At 38.9% G+C, this 16,072-nt stretch carries 17 protein-coding genes; 10 read left to right on the forward strand and 7 right to left on the reverse strand.

All coding sequences use genetic code 11. The features are described 5' to 3' along the window. Positions 1-117 precede the first annotated feature (117 nt). Genes FNW07_RS12410 through FNW07_RS12425 form a run of 5 tightly spaced genes read left to right on the forward strand, consistent with a single transcriptional unit; the run spans position 118 to position 2,081 of the window. Complete coding sequence (locus FNW07_RS12410) at positions 118-681, forward strand: hypothetical protein (protein WP_126744333.1); 564 nt, start codon at positions 118-120, stop codon at positions 679-681. A 25-nt stretch (positions 682-706) separates the two neighbouring features. Then, a complete protein-coding gene (locus FNW07_RS13820; RefSeq protein WP_185964649.1) occupies positions 707-856 on the forward strand; it encodes a hypothetical protein in 150 nt (49 codons plus the stop codon). A gap of 20 nt (positions 857-876) precedes the next feature. Then, positions 877-1,116 (forward strand): hypothetical protein, encoded by a 240-nt coding sequence (locus tag FNW07_RS12415; protein ID WP_126744332.1) that lies wholly within the window; start codon positions 877-879, stop codon positions 1,114-1,116. Next, complete coding sequence (locus FNW07_RS12420) at positions 1,103-1,486, forward strand: YchJ family protein (protein ID WP_255512770.1); 384 nt, start codon at positions 1,103-1,105, stop codon at positions 1,484-1,486. Before FNW07_RS12415 ends, FNW07_RS12420 begins: the two co-directional genes overlap by 14 nt. 22 nt (positions 1,487-1,508) lie before the next feature. Beyond that, complete coding sequence (locus FNW07_RS12425) at positions 1,509-2,081, forward strand: DUF6642 family protein (RefSeq protein WP_126744331.1); 573 nt, start codon at positions 1,509-1,511, stop codon at positions 2,079-2,081. A gap of 25 nt (positions 2,082-2,106) precedes the next feature. Here FNW07_RS12425 and FNW07_RS12430 read toward each other — a convergent pair whose 3' ends face one another. Next, the gene (locus FNW07_RS12430; protein ID WP_126744330.1) at positions 2,107-2,628 is read right to left on the reverse strand and encodes a GNAT family N-acetyltransferase; all 522 of its coding nucleotides are present in this window, start codon (positions 2,626-2,628) and stop codon (positions 2,107-2,109) included. 441 nt (positions 2,629-3,069) lie between these two features. Between FNW07_RS12430 and FNW07_RS12440 the strand changes: the two genes are divergently transcribed. Then, positions 3,070-3,711 carry a hypothetical protein gene (locus FNW07_RS12440; RefSeq protein WP_126744329.1) on the forward strand — a complete coding sequence of 214 codons (642 nt, stop codon included), beginning with the start codon at positions 3,070-3,072 and terminating at the stop codon, positions 3,709-3,711. Positions 3,712-4,204: 493 nt separating this feature from the next. Here the strand turns inward: FNW07_RS12440 and FNW07_RS12445 are convergent, their stop codons facing one another. The 5 genes from FNW07_RS12445 to FNW07_RS12465 form a co-directional block, all read right to left on the reverse strand. Next, positions 4,205-4,597: an energy transducer TonB gene (locus FNW07_RS12445; protein WP_126744328.1), complete on the reverse strand. Its 393-nt coding sequence runs from the start codon at positions 4,595-4,597 to the stop codon at positions 4,205-4,207. Between the two features lie 47 nt (positions 4,598-4,644). Continuing rightward, positions 4,645-5,814 carry a PAS domain-containing sensor histidine kinase gene (locus FNW07_RS12450; RefSeq protein WP_126744327.1) on the reverse strand — a complete coding sequence of 390 codons (1,170 nt, stop codon included), beginning with the start codon at positions 5,812-5,814 and terminating at the stop codon, positions 4,645-4,647. Between the two features lie 141 nt (positions 5,815-5,955). Further along, complete coding sequence (locus tag FNW07_RS12455) at positions 5,956-7,125, reverse strand: PAS domain-containing sensor histidine kinase (protein ID WP_126744326.1); 1,170 nt, start codon at positions 7,123-7,125, stop codon at positions 5,956-5,958. A gap of 68 nt (positions 7,126-7,193) precedes the next feature. Further along, a complete protein-coding gene (locus FNW07_RS12460) occupies positions 7,194-7,811 on the reverse strand; it encodes a cation transporter (RefSeq protein ID WP_126744325.1) in 618 nt (205 codons plus the stop codon). Further along, positions 7,801-8,940 carry a saccharopine dehydrogenase family protein gene (locus FNW07_RS12465; RefSeq protein ID WP_126744324.1) on the reverse strand — a complete coding sequence of 380 codons (1,140 nt, stop codon included), beginning with the start codon at positions 8,938-8,940 and terminating at the stop codon, positions 7,801-7,803. The genes FNW07_RS12460 and FNW07_RS12465 overlap by 11 nt, the downstream gene beginning before the upstream one ends. Positions 8,941-9,094: 154 nt before the next feature. On the opposite strand from FNW07_RS12465, the gene FNW07_RS12470 reads away from it, so the two are divergent. From FNW07_RS12470 to FNW07_RS12485, 4 genes are all read left to right on the forward strand, one after another. Further along, complete coding sequence (locus FNW07_RS12470; RefSeq protein ID WP_126744323.1) at positions 9,095-9,595, forward strand: pyridoxamine 5'-phosphate oxidase family protein; 501 nt, start codon at positions 9,095-9,097, stop codon at positions 9,593-9,595. Positions 9,596-9,827: 232 nt separating this feature from the next. Beyond that, positions 9,828-10,373, forward strand: coding sequence for a 2'-5' RNA ligase family protein (locus tag FNW07_RS12475; RefSeq protein ID WP_126744322.1), 546 nt, complete (start codon positions 9,828-9,830; stop codon positions 10,371-10,373). 421 nt (positions 10,374-10,794) lie between these two features. Next, a complete protein-coding gene (locus tag FNW07_RS12480) occupies positions 10,795-12,828 on the forward strand; it encodes a hypothetical protein (protein ID WP_126744321.1) in 2,034 nt (677 codons plus the stop codon). Positions 12,829-13,141: 313 nt separating this feature from the next. Continuing rightward, positions 13,142-15,433, forward strand: coding sequence for a type IA DNA topoisomerase (locus FNW07_RS12485; RefSeq protein WP_126744320.1), 2,292 nt, complete (start codon positions 13,142-13,144; stop codon positions 15,431-15,433). A gap of 176 nt (positions 15,434-15,609) precedes the next feature. Here FNW07_RS12485 and FNW07_RS12490 read toward each other — a convergent pair whose 3' ends face one another. Next, entirely contained in the window at positions 15,610-15,906 is a 297-nt protein-coding gene (locus tag FNW07_RS12490) for a GIY-YIG nuclease family protein (protein ID WP_126744319.1), read from the reverse strand. Positions 15,907-16,072: the final 166 nt, after the last annotated feature.

The following is a 16,072-nucleotide window of genomic DNA, read 5'->3' on the forward strand; positions in this document are numbered from 1 at the left end:
GCAGAAAGTCGTATCTATATTCGGGAAGTTTCCGTCTTTAACAGGATTTTCATTAACTTTGTTGTTTAAAGAGGTATTGCTAAACCATTAATTAAAGCACGCCTTTGTTTTTTGAATATGGAAAAAAAATACAATGTAAAACCCAATTCTTTTAAAAATACCTTCTGTGTTTTTAAAGAAATGGATTCCGCCGAATTGGAAGGTAAGGAATACTCTTATGTAAGCAAGTCGGGCAGTGCCTATTATTTTACCAAATCGGGCATGTATCGGTATTCCAATCACTGGGGAAGGCTGGCCAACAGCAAATGGAGGCTCGAGCCAATGGTTCCGGAAACGGCATCCAAATTCAAAATGGGTTTTGCGTTCTGGACCGAATTTTATCCTGATAATGCGGTTGATGAGTTGTATTATATCGAAGCTGATTATAAAAACAATACGGTCAATTACCAACACCGAAAAAATCCGAAGTATGATAAAAAAGCTATCCTTCGCACCAGTTTGGATACTACCAAAAGAATCAAACAAATCCGGAACCTGCAGCAATTAACGTCATGGGCGAGGTATTTTGATGAAGATGATATTGATGACTTGCGTCAAAAAATAATAGATGAACTTATATATACCAATAAGACCTTAGACCAAATCAAACGGGAAATCCAGCACCTCAGCGACGCGAACTGACGAAGTAATCTTAAAACAGAACCCCATGAGCAGAAATACTGAAAAAAATATCAAAAAGCATAATGATAAGCTGCACAAAGAGCAGGCTAAAGTCAAAAATGCGGCTATTCTCCGAAAGGAAAAACTAAAAGAAATCGTCCGGAAATTCAACGAAAATAACCCTCCCAAAGACTAAAACACTAAATTACAGAAATTATGCAAAACAATAAATTCACTGCGATAAAAGGCAGAGTTCAGGAAATAATTGATTTGATTGCGAACAAGCAAAATAAGGAAGCCAACAACCTGCTTGCTAATGTAAGTGGAGAACTGGACGAGCTATTGGATTTCTCGGAAGAGAATGATGACCTGATGGAAATCAGTCGGTATCAGGTGTTGCTGAATCAACTGCATCAAAAGATTAACTTCACCAATGAATGCAATGAGTTATTCTAAAACGTGTTACTGTGGTTCGGCTGCAATGTTCAATGAATGTTGTGAGCCGTTTATCAACGGAATCCGGAAAGCACCCACGGCGGAAACATTAATGCGTTCCCGATATTCGGCGTATGCCACCCATGCGATTGATTATCTGATGGAAACCACCCATCCCTTGCAAAGGAAGTATTATTCGAAATCTGAAATCAAGCAATGGGCAACGAGTAATATCTGGATACAGTTGAAAGTTATTTCCGCCACGGAAGATACGGTGGAATTCCAGGCATATTTTACAGATGGAAGCGGGAAGGAGCAAATGCATCACGAAAAATCTGCATTTGCATTTGAAAACGGAAGCTGGTTTTATGTCGACGGTCAATTTTATTAAAGTTCACTAAAACAACTACAAGATGCCGATAGCCAACCAATATGACAAGAATATCTTTTGCCTTGAAGGCGATTGGGAATCGGATTTGCGTGAAAAAAGTTCGGTGCAGAGCGCTTTGCAATTGCTGGAGGCCAACCTGGTGATTGATACCATTTACAAAAGCTGCTGTACATATGAGGAATTTTGCAGCAGGCTCCATACTTTGCTTAACGACAAGAGAGCGTATAAGAAATACACCATCATCTATCTGGCCTTTCACGGAAGGAAAAACAAAATCCAGATTGGGGATGAAGATTATTCGTTAGATCAGATTGGACATGAATTCGAGAATCAGCTGGCGGACAGGATCATCCATTTCGGGAGTTGTAAAACCCTTTTTATTGAAGAAGACAAAGCTAAAGAGTTCCTGAAGAAAACCGGAGCTTTAGCATTGTCGGGATATGCCCGGAATATAGATTTTATCTCGAGTACCGTATTCGACATTTTATACTTTGAGATGTGCCAGAATTATGTGGAGATTGACGCTATTGAACGAAATATGTTCAAGAATTATGGTGGATTGTGTGAAGAGTTGGATTTTAAAATTTATTATTGATTCCCAGTCCAGAAGGACTTTTTAATTATAGCGGTAATCTAAAACCATATACCGGAAGTTCTCCCTGCATGAAGTCCAAATCTTCGGATCTTTTGAACCCCATATTCTCATACATACCCCAAGCGGTTTGCATTGCTTTGGTGCTGTGAATGATCATCTGGACTAAGTTGTTTTCTTTCGCTTTACGGATGCACTCGTTGGTCAACAATTTGCCAATTCCTTCTCCCCTGAAAAAAGACTCTACTGCCAGCAACCGGAAACCAGCTGCATTCTGTTCTTGGGTAGCAATCCCACCCGAACCGTAATACTGCATGTCGCCAAAATACACGACTGCTCCGGCGATATCATTCTCGGGGGAAACCGCTACCAGTAATTCCGTTGTGGGATTGTTTAAAACCGTCTCGATATTCGCCAGCATGTTGTAATAATTGGGTTGTACGGCGGGTTTTGGGAAACCGTCTAACTGCGAATAGACATTGACTAAGAGTTGGCCGATTGTTTCGTATTCTTCCGGATGGGCGTTTCTTATGATAAAGTGCTGGTTCATTGTTGCAGTGTTTAGGAGTTATTTGGGATCAGGAATAACATCAGTAAGGTTAAATGTTTTACTTTCATCGTTTTGAAGATTGAGATGTAAAGCTACATTTTAAGGCTATGAAAAGCAAATCGATGAATCTGATTGTATTATATTCTTCAAAAGTAATGAGCTGGTTCACGAAGTGCTGGTTACCCAAAATACCCTGATCAGCGTCACGGGGTGGCTCAAGTGATTAACGGCCCTCTTTTTCCATTATCCGAAAAATATAATTACCGTTTAAAATGCTACCGGATCAGGCCGGCTGTGCAGTATTACACTTACGCGCTGTCGTTCTGCTCACATTTCTGCGTTTCGATTTCGACTGTTTAATTGACATCTGATTTAGTTTTACTTTTCACTTATAGTTATTATAACTACCTTTGAATAAGGTAATTATAAATAAAAAAAGCTATGAAAAATTTACTTAAATTACCAATATTCATATTGTATTTATTAGTATTGGTTGCATGTTCAGAAGATCCTTCGACACAATTTCAAGGACCTGTAGATAACGGCGGTAACACAGGTGGTGGCAATACAGGTGGTGGCAATACAGGCGGCGATAACACAGGTGGCGGTAACACAGGTGGTTTTCCGACAGGAAATAATGTATATTTTGGATTTTTGGATGGTGAGGGCAGTTCTACTACTTATATTGACATGCCGGTAGAAAGTTCCCCCGAAAATTTACTGGTGGGCAGATGGAAAATCATAAAAATAGGATTTGATGAAAATAATGATGGGAATATAAAGTATTCTAATTATGCTGATTTTAAACATGCAGATTGCGGTCTGAGTTTTTTACAATTCAATAATCGGGTAGTTTTTGAAAACAGCTATTACATGACTGATAGTGGTATTTGTACTCTTTATGCAGAGACGGATGATTGGGAGATAGTGGAAGGGAACCGACTTAAAATATATGTTTATGATAATATATATATTATTAAAGTAACCGATACTGAATTGGTTTTAAAATACGACTGGAATTTTGAAAATTCCCTCTACGGACCAGCGCAGGTGTACTATTATTATGAAAGGATTCTTAATTAAATCCAACATATACCTTTTTCGCAAAGAATCAAAGATTTTAGTTAGTTTGCTTTTGTTTTACTTTTATCCCATCGAAATAATCACCATTTTGGAGACTAATAAGTAAAATTTTTTCCTGGTTTGTTGCATTGGCACTCACAATAATTCTGTTTCGATTTATCCTTTGCAGGATAAATTCGGGCTTTCGTACAATGAAATTTTGCGAAGAGTAATCTATTTGTTGGATAGCAACAGGCTCACTATTAAGTGCGATTCCATTTAACCCCCAGGATTTGGGTTCAGTTGTAATAGTGACTGAATTTGCATTTGCATTAAATTCAACCTGTGTTTGGGAAAGTTTAATATTGTCATCCCATTTTCCGTCTGTGTTTTTTGAGCAGGATACCAATGTGATGTAGCAAAAAGTAAAGATTTAAAGAGAGAAGTTTAATTTCATGAAATTAATTTGATCATTTACTAATAAGAATATAGCGTCCGCGTCCCATTGCGGTGCTTAATTACCAATCATTAGTGGAAGGGGATAGAGGACTCTAACGATCTGTCCGTTCTTTTTTCCCGGGTTCCACTTTGGCAGGCTTTTTAATATACGAAGCAACTCTTTAATTTTAACAGGATCAAGACCCCGCACAATTTTTATATCGGTGAGCGAACCGTCTTTTTCTATCACAAACATGGAAAATACTTTTTCTTTTACATGTGATTCAAATCCTGCTTTGAGGTAACTTTCATCTATAAGAGACTTTAATTTATCCAATCCTCCGGGGAATTCTGGTTTAACATCAATCCCAGCTATTGCATAAATATTAGTATCCTCTTTTTGTTCAGCGCTTTGAGAAAAGTGTGCAATCGAATACATTAGCACTAACAACACCATTATTTTTTTCATAGTACATTTATTTACATTATTGGGTATTGTGCAATGGTCCGCTGTTTTTATTTGGATTCTTTTATTTTAGTTGATGATTTGGTAATTGGTAAAGTAAAATAAAAAGAAGAACCTTCACCTTCAACGCTTTCTACCCATATTTCCCCTTCATTTTTTTCTAAAAAACCTTTGACCAATAATAATCCTATTCCGGCTCCCTTATTTTCTTTCCTGGCTTCGGATAATGTTTTTAGTTGTGGAGTAAACAGTTTTTCCTGTATTTCTTTAGACATTCCGATTCCCGTGTCCTTTACCTGAATGATAAGTCTGTCGTCTTTTTCTTTGGCCGAGATGGTTATTTTTCCACCTTTGTGTGAATGTTTTATAGCATTAGACACTATGTTTTGAATGATGGAAAGTACCATTTTACTGTCTGCAAACACCGACACCTTTTCTTTAATTTCATGGTGAAGATTAATTGTATTTATGGCGGCGGTATCTTTTAAGGTATCAAAAACTTTTTCCACATGTTCTACCAATTCGATTTTTGTGGGGGAAAATACATCCGAGGCGTATTTTATTCTTGCCCACTCTAATAAATAGTCTAACATTTCCAGCTCATCCGTAGAAGCTTTATAAAGAAGTTCAAGCATTTGTTTAACCGAACTTGCCTTCATATCCTCAAAATTTGTTTTCAAATATTTAGCGGTTGAGATAATACCTGCAAGAGGGCTTCTTAAATCATGTGAAAGTATTGCCAGAACGCTCTCCTTATGAGTGTTCAGGTCTTCCAATTCTTTCGTATATTTTTTTACCGCGTCTTCCGACTCTTTTATTTCGGTTAGATCACGAAGTATTTTGACATAGCCGAGCATCTCTCCATCTATTCCTGTGAGAGGAAAAACCAACCCATAAGCGTAAAACCTTTTTTTGTCTTTTGTAATATGCCATCGGTTATCTGTGGATCTGCCATCTTTTAAAGCCGTATCAATTTCCTTTTTCGGAATTCCATTTTTTAAATCCTCGTCTGTAAAGATGATGTCAAAACTCTGTCCGATAACTTCGTCTGTTTCGTAACCAAATATGTTTGTCGAACCGGAACTCCAGCTATTGATTTTGAATTCCGTATCTAACGTAAGAATTGAATAATCCTGCAGACTGTCAATTATCTGACTATAAAAATCGGCAGTTGGTATGTATTTATTTTGAAGGATTTTAGGGAGATCTTTATGGGCCATGTGGTAATTTTTAATTGTTTTGACTTGTAATTGAAAGTCAAAGATACAATAAACTTTAAATTGGCTGGTGAGGACTGATTCACTTTAATTCTGCAGACTCTGGTCAATTCCTAATTAAGAAACGTAACCGGATTAAAATGCTTAATTGGATTCTTTTATTTCATTTAATGGTTTGCTGATTGGTAAAGTAAAATAAAAAGAAGAACCTTGACCTACCACACTTTCTACCCATATTTCCCCATCATTTTTCTCTAAAAAACCTTTGACTAACAATAATCCTATTCCGGCTCCTTTATTTTCTTCCCTGGCTTCTGTCAGCGTTTTCAGTTGTGGGGTAAAAAGTTTTTCTTGTATTTCTTTGGACATTCCCATTCCTGTATCCTTTATTTGAATTGTAAGTTTGTTGTCCTGTTTTTTTGCAGAAACGGTTATTTCGCCTCCTTTTTGAGTATGTTTAATGGCATTGGAAACTATATTTTGAATAATAGAAAGTACCATTTTACTGTCTGCAAACACCGATACATTTTCTTCAATTTCATGGTGAAGATTAATAGTGTTTATAGCGGCGGTATCTTTTAAGGTATCAAAAACCTTTTCCACATGTTCCATCAATTCGATTTTTGAGGGAGAAAACACATCCGATGCGTATTTTATTCGGGCCCATTCCACCAGATAATCCAGCATGTTCAGCTCTTTTTTTGAGGATTCGTGAAGAAGATTCAGCATCTCTTGCCTGTCATTATCCTCCATATCTCTAAAATTCAATTTCAAAAATTCAGCGGTTCCGATAATGCCTGCAAGAGGGCTTCTTAAATCATGGGAAAGTATCGCAAGAACACTCTCTTTATGAGTGTTGAGTTCTTCCAGTTCTTTCATATATATTTTTGCCGCGTCTTCCGCTCTTTTTATTTCGGTTAAATCACGAAGTATTTTGACGTAACCCAACATCTCTCCATCGATTCCAATGAGTGGAAAAACCAGCCCATTAGCATAAAATAATTTTTTGTCTTTAGTAACATGCCATCGGTTATCTGTGGATCTGCCTTCTTTTAAAGCGATATCAATTTCCTTTTTGGGAATTTCATTTTTTAAATCTTCGTCTGTAAAGATGATGTCAAAATTTTTTCCGATGACTTCTTCGGTTTCGTAACCAAATATGTTTGTCGAACCCGAACTCCAGCTGTTGATTTTGAGTTCCGTATCTAACGTAAAGATGGAATAATCCTGCAAACTGTCAATAATCTGACTAAAAAATTCAGAAGTTGGTATGTATTTACTGTGTAAAATTTTCGGAAGATCTTTATAGTCCATGTGTGCACTTTTTAAGTATATTGGCTTGTCATGATAATCAAATATACAAAAAACTTGAATTGGTTGTTTCAATTACAATTTGATTTTTTATATGCTTTTTCAAAACATTCTTTTCCTTCTTTTACAGAAAAATAGAGTAAGCCGAAAGCACCTAATGCATCCGTATACCCAAAACCAGTAAAATAATAAATGGCGCTGGAGACCAATAAAACAAGGCTCATATAGATGCAGACAATCGTGCATTTCGCATCGGCTATAATGGGTTCTGACTGTAATGTCCTGCCAATTCTTAACTGGTTATAGGAAACAAATACCATAACTAAAATGGATACTACAGAAACCAGAACACCGAATGGCGTAAATTCAGGTTTATGTTTTTGATATATAGTGAGGATTCCTCCAAGGAGCAAACTGAAACTTAAAAGGTAAAATCCCCAACCTGTTATTTTTAAAGCGCTTATTTCAAAATTTGACTTGTCACTATTGGGATTTCTTTGGATTCTCTTTATCATATAAACCACGCCAAGATTGGAAGCGACCTCAATGACGCTATCAGCTCCAAAACCGATGAGGGTCAGGCTTTCGTTTTGATACCCTATGATTATTGAAATAATTCCTTCAATGATGTTGTACACCACGACAAACTGTGCTATCTGGAGTGCTTTACTATATAATTTAGTTTCCATACACTTTAGTCACATAATTTCCCCTCAGGAACGCGATGGGGTCGATCTGGCTTTGGAGAATCACGCCCTTCAACTGGTTTTCTAGAAGGAGTTGAGCCGCCTGAACCAACGGTGCTGCGGTAGTGGTTTGTATCGCCCGCAATTCGTGTCTGCCTACTTTTTGGGGAACAATGCGTTTGGCTGTTTCGCGTCGGCGTAAGAATCCGTCCGCGTCTTTACCTTCAACGGCGGCATACAAAACAATCTGGTCGTCCTCAATATGGGGAATTACTGCTTCCATCTTTTGCTGTAGTATTTCAATGGCCTGTCCCGAAGTTCTGAAACCTACCAGCTGTTCCTGTACCCATGCATAATGTCCGGGATGGCGTAGGGTCTTATAGTCGAGCGAGCGCACTTTTCCCGCAAGGACATCCGGCAAATCCGCGGCACCACCTGAGGTAAGATCCTCTTCGTAAGCTATTCCACCAATGATAATAATAGACCGTTCGGAAAGTGAGGGCAGGGTTGTCTTGGTAAAATCCCGCAGTACAATGGCATCCTTCAGGTACTCAGTAGCGACGCCCACGGGACTCCAGGTGAAGCCATAATAATGGGGTGCAACGGCATGTCTGGTGAGGGCGCCGACTTTGAACTCCAATTTGTCAACTTTGTCAACTTTATAGTCAGAACAAAATTGTTGAAATAATCCGTTGGCGAGCAAATCGATATATCCCGGAGCGAGGCCTGTCTGGAGTATAAAACCAGTTTGGGCATCTTTGGCGAGAGTGGTAATTTCGTTGGTTTCGGCGACGTATTCGGTCAGGTTGGCGTAGTGCAGTTGGTAGTCTTTGGCGAGTTGTGCCATTCGGGGAGCCTGGCTTCCGGGGAGACAGTCGAGGATGATATCGCCCTGTTGCAGGATGGTTTTCATTTCGTCAGTCAGGCCGCTTTCAGGAAGATGAAAGGGAGTAACCCGGCCCGGTTTGGTGGTGCCCTCTTCAATCCATTGCGCCACTTTTTGGGCGTTGGAGAGCGTCCGGTTTCCGATGAAAAGGGTAGGAGTGACCTCGCTCCATTCCATCAGGATCAAACCCGCGGCTTCGGCAATACCTCCCGCTCCGGCGATTATGATATTGAAATGTTTTTTCATCGGTGTTTGTTTTATGTAAAATTACAGCATTATGCTGAATAATATTCTGCGTAAGTGTCAGTAAATGAGTTAATTATTGGTTAAGATTTTAAACGTTAGCGAATATCTATTTAACTTTAGGAGTTACAATTTCCACCTTTAAAAACCATAAGTTATGAGTACTAAAAATCTGTATAGCGAAGAAGCAAAAGAAAAAATCAAGGAGTTAGCCGTTGGTATTGATTTTGCGATCATGGTCACCAAACTCGGCAATAAGCCGTCGCATATGGTGCCGATGAGTACTAAAAAAGTAGACGATAATGGTGATATCTGGTTTTTGAGCGGAAAGGACAGCCATCACAATAGTAACCTTGCAATTGATAATGACATGCACCTGCTGTATGCAGATAAAAGTGCGATGCGGTTCTTAAATGTGTACGGAAAAGGTTTTATCAGTACGGATATAAATATGATAAAAGAGCTTTATCAAAGTTCCGATGATGCCTGGTTTGAAGGAGTAAATGATCCCAATCTTACCGCGATACGGGTTCAGCCACTGCATGCTTTTTATTGGGATCCCAAAGATAATAAATTGGTTACTTTATTGAAAATGGGAGTTGCGGCGGTTACCGGAAAGGAACCGGATTTAATGAATGAAGGGGAACTGAGGGTTTAGTGTCATTGTGAGCGCAGTGCAACGGAGCCAGTACCTCGGATGTCATTGCGAGCGGAGTGTAACGCAGCGCGGCAATCCCGTTCCTCGTCGCAATCGTGGCGTGCACAGCCAATACCTCGGATGTCATTGCGAGCGGAGTGTAACGAAGCGTGGCAATCTCAGTTTATTGTTTTTGAGCAATTTGACTATTTGTTTCATCGTTATTTTTTATCTAACTACAAAACCCATTACCATGCAAGAGCTGTATTCCATAGCGATATCCCCATCCCAAGATATCATTTCTGAAGTAAAGGAAATGAAAGAAAAACTGAACAGTGAGGTAGGCTGGTTCAACAGCATACACTCGTGGGCGCACATCTCCATCAATCAATTCCTGGCTTCTGAAGCGGAACTGGAAACTGTCAAAACGGAATTGATGGCTATCTGTGATCCTTTGCAACCATTTGAAGTGACGTTTAATGACTTTGGCACGTATCCCAAAAACGGCGCATTTTTTATAGCTCCCGATGCGGCTTCAACAGCCAGTCTTAAAATACTTATGAACCAAATTCATGATTCACTGCAGGTGGATACCGAGTTTAAAAACAATGAGCCGCATATTTCGATTGCCAGACGCCTGACTCCCGAAAAGCTTGAAAGTGCCAAACGTCTGTTTCCTACCGTTAACCTGCACTATTGGTGTGACAGTGTGGTGATTAGAAAGTTCAGTAGTGAGAAGAAACAGTTTGATATTGTTGTGGAGTTTAAGTTTAAAGAGAGAGTAGGGTTAACAATTTAGAATGTCATAGTGAGCGTCGTGCAACGGAGTTGGCAATCTGACTGGGTCGTTATTCCTACTCGCAATGCCTACCACGACTGTCATTGCGAGCGCAGTGTAGGAGTGTGAGATTGCTTCGTCGTTCCTCCTCGCAATGACGTTACCTATCACGACTGTCATTGCGAGCGCAGTGTAGGAGTGTGAGATTGCTTCGTCGTTCCTCCTCGCATCGTTCCGCTTTTTCACAATGACTGGCTTCCTCGTTCCTTCTCGAAATGACGTGTATACTTTGAATGTCATTGCGAGCGCAGTGCAACGGAGCGCGGCAATCTTACTATTTCATGCTTTTGTAGTAGATATTTTCTTACAATTAATATTTTTTTTTAATTTTATAGAATTCTCTTACAAATCGTAGTAGGGGATTAACCTAAACAACCAACTTATGAGAAAAATTACCAATTACACAATGCTTTGGTCATGCAGTTGTCTATTACTGTTCTTTACTAATTGTAGCGTCAACAAAAATATTGATGTTAAAATTGAGGAGAAAATCAATGAAAAAATCAACAGTCAACTCAGTGATGATACTCTTGCCAGTAAGACAACCAGTGAGACCACCAGTGAGACAACCAGTGACAAAGCCGGTAAAAAAATAGACACGAACCTTGATGAAAACCAGGAAAAAAATATTAAATCTGCAGCAGATGATTCAATTATCAATAAAATAATTACAGTAGCAAAGGAAAAGATTGATAAGGCTATCGATGAAAAGAGGGATAATTCAAATGAAAACAGAAATGTTAACATAGCAAACACCAATACTTATGTTGTAGAATATGATTTTACAAAAGGATCTTATACAAGAAATAATTTATCCCCAAAAGTAGATGCGCCTGTTGTTTATAGAATAAAAAACATTAATCGACTGGCTTATAACGTTGTCATCAAAGGTGTGGACTCAGTACTTGCTGATTCATCCTGGAAAGAAGATGATATAACAAAATTAAAAAAAGACATGGAAGTTTCTGAGCAACAAAAAGTAGAAAGTTCTGTCTTTCCATCTTCAGTTACAAGTCAACAACCTGTTTCAGTTTTGGAAGAGGATTTATCCAAATACATTACTGATGGATTCAAGAAAAAATTTAAGGAACTTGTTAATTTAAATCAACAATTGTTGCAGGACACGCGCACTGTAACAGAGCTAGAACACATAAAAGAAACGCTTAATCAAGAGTTAAAAAAGGTAGAAGTTAATCAAGATTCTTCTCTCACTGCTAGTAAAGTAGAAGTTAATCAAGATTCTGCTCTTAAAACCAAGATTAAAGAAAATAATGATATGATTAAAAGTAAACAAGAACTTATCAGAGATACAACTTTAAAAATTGACACCGCTTCTAATGATATTCCCGATTACGATCATTATATCAAAAAATATACTGAAGATGGGATACTCTATAACAAAAATTTTTCAACTTTAAAAAATAAATATTTTGAAATTATTAAAATTGAGAATCTTTATTCTGATTTGCGGACATTCTGTAAAGATCCTTTGTTAACACCAACTGACTTTAATATTAAATGCGATGAAAAACAAGTAAACTCGTTGAACAATGAATTTAAAAAAATAACGGATGCCTATGATGATTTCAAAAAGGAATATAGTTCTCTATCCTCTCACTTTGACGCTTTAAAGGAAAGCTATATGGAATTGGCAATCTTTTTTGACTTCGGCGGTCGGCGAAAGTTGTTTGATGACTTTGAATCATCTAAAAATGAAGCTAATAAAATGTATGAAGAACTAAAAAAAACAAATGTTTTAGAGAGTATAGAAACAATGAAATTAGCTATTAAAACACTAAAAGATCCTCAGTCTTATGTTTTTACATCATCTCCGGTTCAGCCAATGAATGATGTAGCTATATTTCATGTTTCAATCAAAAAACGAAAAATTGATGAGAATGGTTATCACGATGAGAAAAAGTTTTCTCACCGGGAGTTTACCCGAGGAGGAATGCGATTAGACTTTGGAGTAGGTTTGGCAGGAAGCTATTTTGGAGATGCCCCTGTTTATACCATTACAAAAGACTACATACGAAAAGAGGCTGATTATAGTTACTTCTCTTCTGTCCTTGGTACAGTTACCACCACTTTTAGGAGTTCGTCTTTGACTACCTTTGGCATTACTGCAGGAATTGGTGTTAATATAGTTGACGGAAAAATTCAGAGTAATAATTTCTATTTCGGCCCAAGCGCTGTTTTAGGGAGATATGAACGGTTTTGTTTTACTGTTGGCGGAAGTGTTAAAGGAATTGAAGTCCTAAAAAGTGGTTATGGAGTGAATGAACAAATTCCTACCACTGGTCCTAAAGAGATATCGGCTTTTACAGAAACCAGAACGAGAGTTGGTTATTTTGCCTCAATCACATACAGCTTAACAAAGGGTGTTAAGAGCAATTTGCACTATGTTAAAAAATAATGCAAATACCTTATCTAATGATGCCTCACGATATTCAGCTAGACAATATCCCCAGAAGCGGGGATATTTTTTTTTAACGAAAATCTAAACACAACAGTCATTGTGAGTGAAGTGTAACATAGCGAGATTGCTTCGGCGTTCCTTCTCGCAATGACTGTGCCTACCACGACTATCATTGCGAGCGGAGTACAACGAAGCGTGGCAATCTGAGATTACTTTGTCGTTCCTCCTCGTAATGACAGTACGCTGATAAAAATATTTTCAATACCAAATTCTAAATTCCTATTTTGCACCTTCAAATCAACAGAAAAAAATGAAGGTCTGTATTGCCGAAAAACCAAGTGTAGCCCGCGAAATCGCATCCGTTTTAGGAGCCAATACCAAACACGATGGGTATTTCGAAGGCAATGGTTATGCCGTAACCTACACCTTTGGGCATTTATGTACCTTAAAAGAACCGAACGATTACAAACCCCATTGGAAAAGTTGGAATCTGAACAACCTGCCCATGCTTCCCGAAAAATTCGAAACTAAAGTGGTCGAAAATGCAGGAATTCAAAAGCAATTTAGGATTATAAAAAGTCTGTTTGATAAAGCCGATGTGGTCATCAACTGTGGGGATGCGGGGCAGGAGGGAGAACTCATTCAGCGCTGGGTCATGAATGAAGCCCAGTATAAAGGCGAAGTACAACGCCTATGGATTTCGTCCTTAACCACCGAAGCGATTAAAGAAGGTTTTGAAAACTTAAAACCATCCGCCAATTACGATAATTTATACTATGCCGGTTTTTCCAGAGCCATTGGCGACTGGTTACTCGGGATGAATGCCACCCGCTTGTACACGGTAAAACATGGCGGTTACAAACAGGTATTGTCTATCGGCCGGGTGCAAACCCCAACTTTAGCGATGGTGGTGGACCGATTCAAGGAAATTGAGAATTTCAAACCGCAACCGTATTGGGAGTTGCAGACCTTATACCGGGAGACACTTTTCAACTATGAGGAAGGACGTTTTCTGAAAAAGGAAGATGGCGAAATTCTGGCCCATAAAGTCAAGGAAAGTGAATTTGAAATTGTTTCCGTTGATAAAAAGAACGGCAATGAATTTGCGCCCAAGCTGTTTGATTTGACAGGCTTACAGGTGTATTGCAATACCAAGTTTGGGTTTTCGGCAGATGATACCTTAAAAATTGTCCAAACCCTGTACGAACAAAAAGTAGTCAGTTACCCGAGAGTCGATACCACTTTTTTACCCAACGATGTCTATCCAAAAGTACCCGGTATTTTGGAAAAGCTGACCAATTATTCTGCGTTGACGCAACCGCTGTTGGGAAAAAAGATTATAAAATCGGCTAAAGTGTTTAACGATAAAAAAGTAACCGATCACCATGCGATTATTCCAACGGGCGTACAATCCAATTTGCAGTACAATCAGCAACAAGTATATGATATAATAGTTAAACGTTTTATTGCGGTGTTTTATGACGATTGTCTGGTAGCCAATACCACCGTAATCGGAAAAGCAGCTGATGTACCCTTCAAAACCACCGGAAAAGAAATCCTGAAAAAAGGATGGCGCGTCGTTTTTGAAGACCCCAATTCCAAAGAAAGAGAAGCCGATATATTACCCAGTTTTGTGGTAGGCGAAAAAGGGCCACACGAACCTTCGTTTTTGGAAAAAGAAACTAAGCCACCCAACCAGTTTACCGAAGCCACTTTATTGCGGGCCATGGAAACCGCGGGCAAACAGGTAGACGATGAAGATTTACGCGAATTGATGAAAGAAAATGGTATCGGACGTCCATCCACCCGGGCCAATATTATTGAAACGTTGTTTAGACGCCAATATATCGTCCGGAACAAAAAACAGGTATTGCCAACGCCAACGGGGATTCAATTGATTGACACCATCCAAAATGAATTGGTCAAGTCGGCAGAATTGACGGGTTCCTGGGAGAAGCAGTTGAAAGATATTGAAAGAGGAACTTTTACGGCGGGAGCATTTATTGCCAATATGAAACGTATGGTCGAAGCGCTGGTGTATGAAGTACGCAGTGAAACCACCCGCGCCAATATTTCGCATGCCGGAAGTATCCAAAAACAAGAAGCGGTCGTGGAGAAAAAGAAAGCCGCAGGAATTTTGGCGGAAACCTGTCCGAAATGCAAAAAAGCGACACTCGTAAAAGGAAAATCGGCTTATGGCTGTGGTGATTATAAAGCCGGTTGTAATTTTGTATTGCCCTATACTTTTGCAGAGAAAAAAATATCCGAGAACCAATACCTGCGATTACTTCAAAAAGGGTCGACAGTAAACTTGAAAGACTTCAAAACCGATTCCGGCACCGTGGAAGGTTTGCTTCGCTTTGATGAGAATTTCAAACTCGTATTAGAACCTAAGAAAACGGACGCGAAGACAACACCTGACGCCTTACTCTGTCCGAAATGTGCGAAAGGAACCGTTCTTAAAGGAAAAACCGCTTATGGTTGCAGCGACTATAAAATGGGATGTGATTTTAAAGTGGGTTTTGATGTAGTGAGGGCGAAATTAAAGGATCAAAAAGCTACCAAAGAATTAGTGTATACTATTTTGAGAGAAAGTATTTAGATTGCTTCGTCGTTCCTTCTCGCAATTACGGTGCTTACCTCGAATGTCATTGCGAGCGCAGTGGAACGAAGCGCGGCAATCTCATTAAGTACTTCGTCGTTCTTTCTCGCAATGACGGTCTCTACCTCGAGAGTCATTGCGAGCGTAGAGCAACGGAGCGCGGCAATCTCATTACTTCAAATGTTCATTATTTCTTCATACAAATCCTTCCAATCGGGATTTACAATATTAGTCAAAGCAATTTTCTTTGCTCTCGAGCCTGCTTTCAATTGCTTCTCTCTGGCAATAGCATCTCCAATCATCTGAAAAGCTTCATAGTAAACCAATTTGCTCAGATTGTAGTGCGAAGAAAAAGAACCTGCATATCTTTTTTCAATGTGTTCACTGATACGTTTAGGGAGGTTTGACGTAACACCTACATATAATGTAGTATTGTTTTTATTTGTGATGATGTAAATAAAGCCGGGTTTCATAATTCAGATTATGTGTAAATGTAAGAAATTACTTTTTTGCTTCGTCGTTCCTTCTCGCAATTACGGTGCCTACCACGAGTGTCATTGCGAGCGGAGTGGAACGAAGCGCGGCAATCTGAGATTACTTCGTCGTTCCTCCTCGTAATGACAGTGCGTGAGATTACTT

Source organism: Flavobacterium sp. GT3R68 (assembly GCF_007109225.1).
In the GTDB taxonomy this organism is placed as follows: domain Bacteria; phylum Bacteroidota; class Bacteroidia; order Flavobacteriales; family Flavobacteriaceae; genus Flavobacterium.

Bases quoted from the DNA above. Each gene is read 5' to 3' on its own strand.
- FNW07_RS12410 (WP_126744333.1), top strand. From the start codon at position 118: ATGGAAAAAAAATACAATGTAAAACCCAATTCTTTTAAAAATACCTTC.
- FNW07_RS13820 (WP_185964649.1), top strand. From the start codon at position 707: ATGAGCAGAAATACTGAAAAAAATATCAAAAAGCATAATGATAAGCTG.
- FNW07_RS12415 (WP_126744332.1), top strand. From the start codon at position 877: ATGCAAAACAATAAATTCACTGCGATAAAAGGCAGAGTTCAGGAAATA.
- FNW07_RS12420 (WP_255512770.1), top strand. From the start codon at position 1,103: ATGAGTTATTCTAAAACGTGTTACTGTGGTTCGGCTGCAATGTTCAAT.
- FNW07_RS12425 (WP_126744331.1), top strand. From the start codon at position 1,509: ATGCCGATAGCCAACCAATATGACAAGAATATCTTTTGCCTTGAAGGC.
- FNW07_RS12430 (WP_126744330.1), bottom strand. From the start codon at position 2,628: ATGAACCAGCACTTTATCATAAGAAACGCCCATCCGGAAGAATACGAA.
- FNW07_RS12440 (WP_126744329.1), top strand. From the start codon at position 3,070: ATGAAAAATTTACTTAAATTACCAATATTCATATTGTATTTATTAGTA.
- FNW07_RS12445 (WP_126744328.1), bottom strand. From the start codon at position 4,597: ATGAAAAAAATAATGGTGTTGTTAGTGCTAATGTATTCGATTGCACAC.
- FNW07_RS12450 (WP_126744327.1), bottom strand. From the start codon at position 5,814: ATGGCCCATAAAGATCTCCCTAAAATCCTTCAAAATAAATACATACCA.
- FNW07_RS12455 (WP_126744326.1), bottom strand. From the start codon at position 7,125: ATGGACTATAAAGATCTTCCGAAAATTTTACACAGTAAATACATACCA.
- FNW07_RS12460 (WP_126744325.1), bottom strand. From the start codon at position 7,811: ATGGAAACTAAATTATATAGTAAAGCACTCCAGATAGCACAGTTTGTC.
- FNW07_RS12465 (WP_126744324.1), bottom strand. From the start codon at position 8,940: ATGAAAAAACATTTCAATATCATAATCGCCGGAGCGGGAGGTATTGCC.
- FNW07_RS12470 (WP_126744323.1), top strand. From the start codon at position 9,095: ATGAGTACTAAAAATCTGTATAGCGAAGAAGCAAAAGAAAAAATCAAG.
- FNW07_RS12475 (WP_126744322.1), top strand. From the start codon at position 9,828: ATGCAAGAGCTGTATTCCATAGCGATATCCCCATCCCAAGATATCATT.
- FNW07_RS12480 (WP_126744321.1), top strand. From the start codon at position 10,795: ATGAGAAAAATTACCAATTACACAATGCTTTGGTCATGCAGTTGTCTA.
- FNW07_RS12485 (WP_126744320.1), top strand. From the start codon at position 13,142: ATGAAGGTCTGTATTGCCGAAAAACCAAGTGTAGCCCGCGAAATCGCA.
- FNW07_RS12490 (WP_126744319.1), bottom strand. From the start codon at position 15,906: ATGAAACCCGGCTTTATTTACATCATCACAAATAAAAACAATACTACA.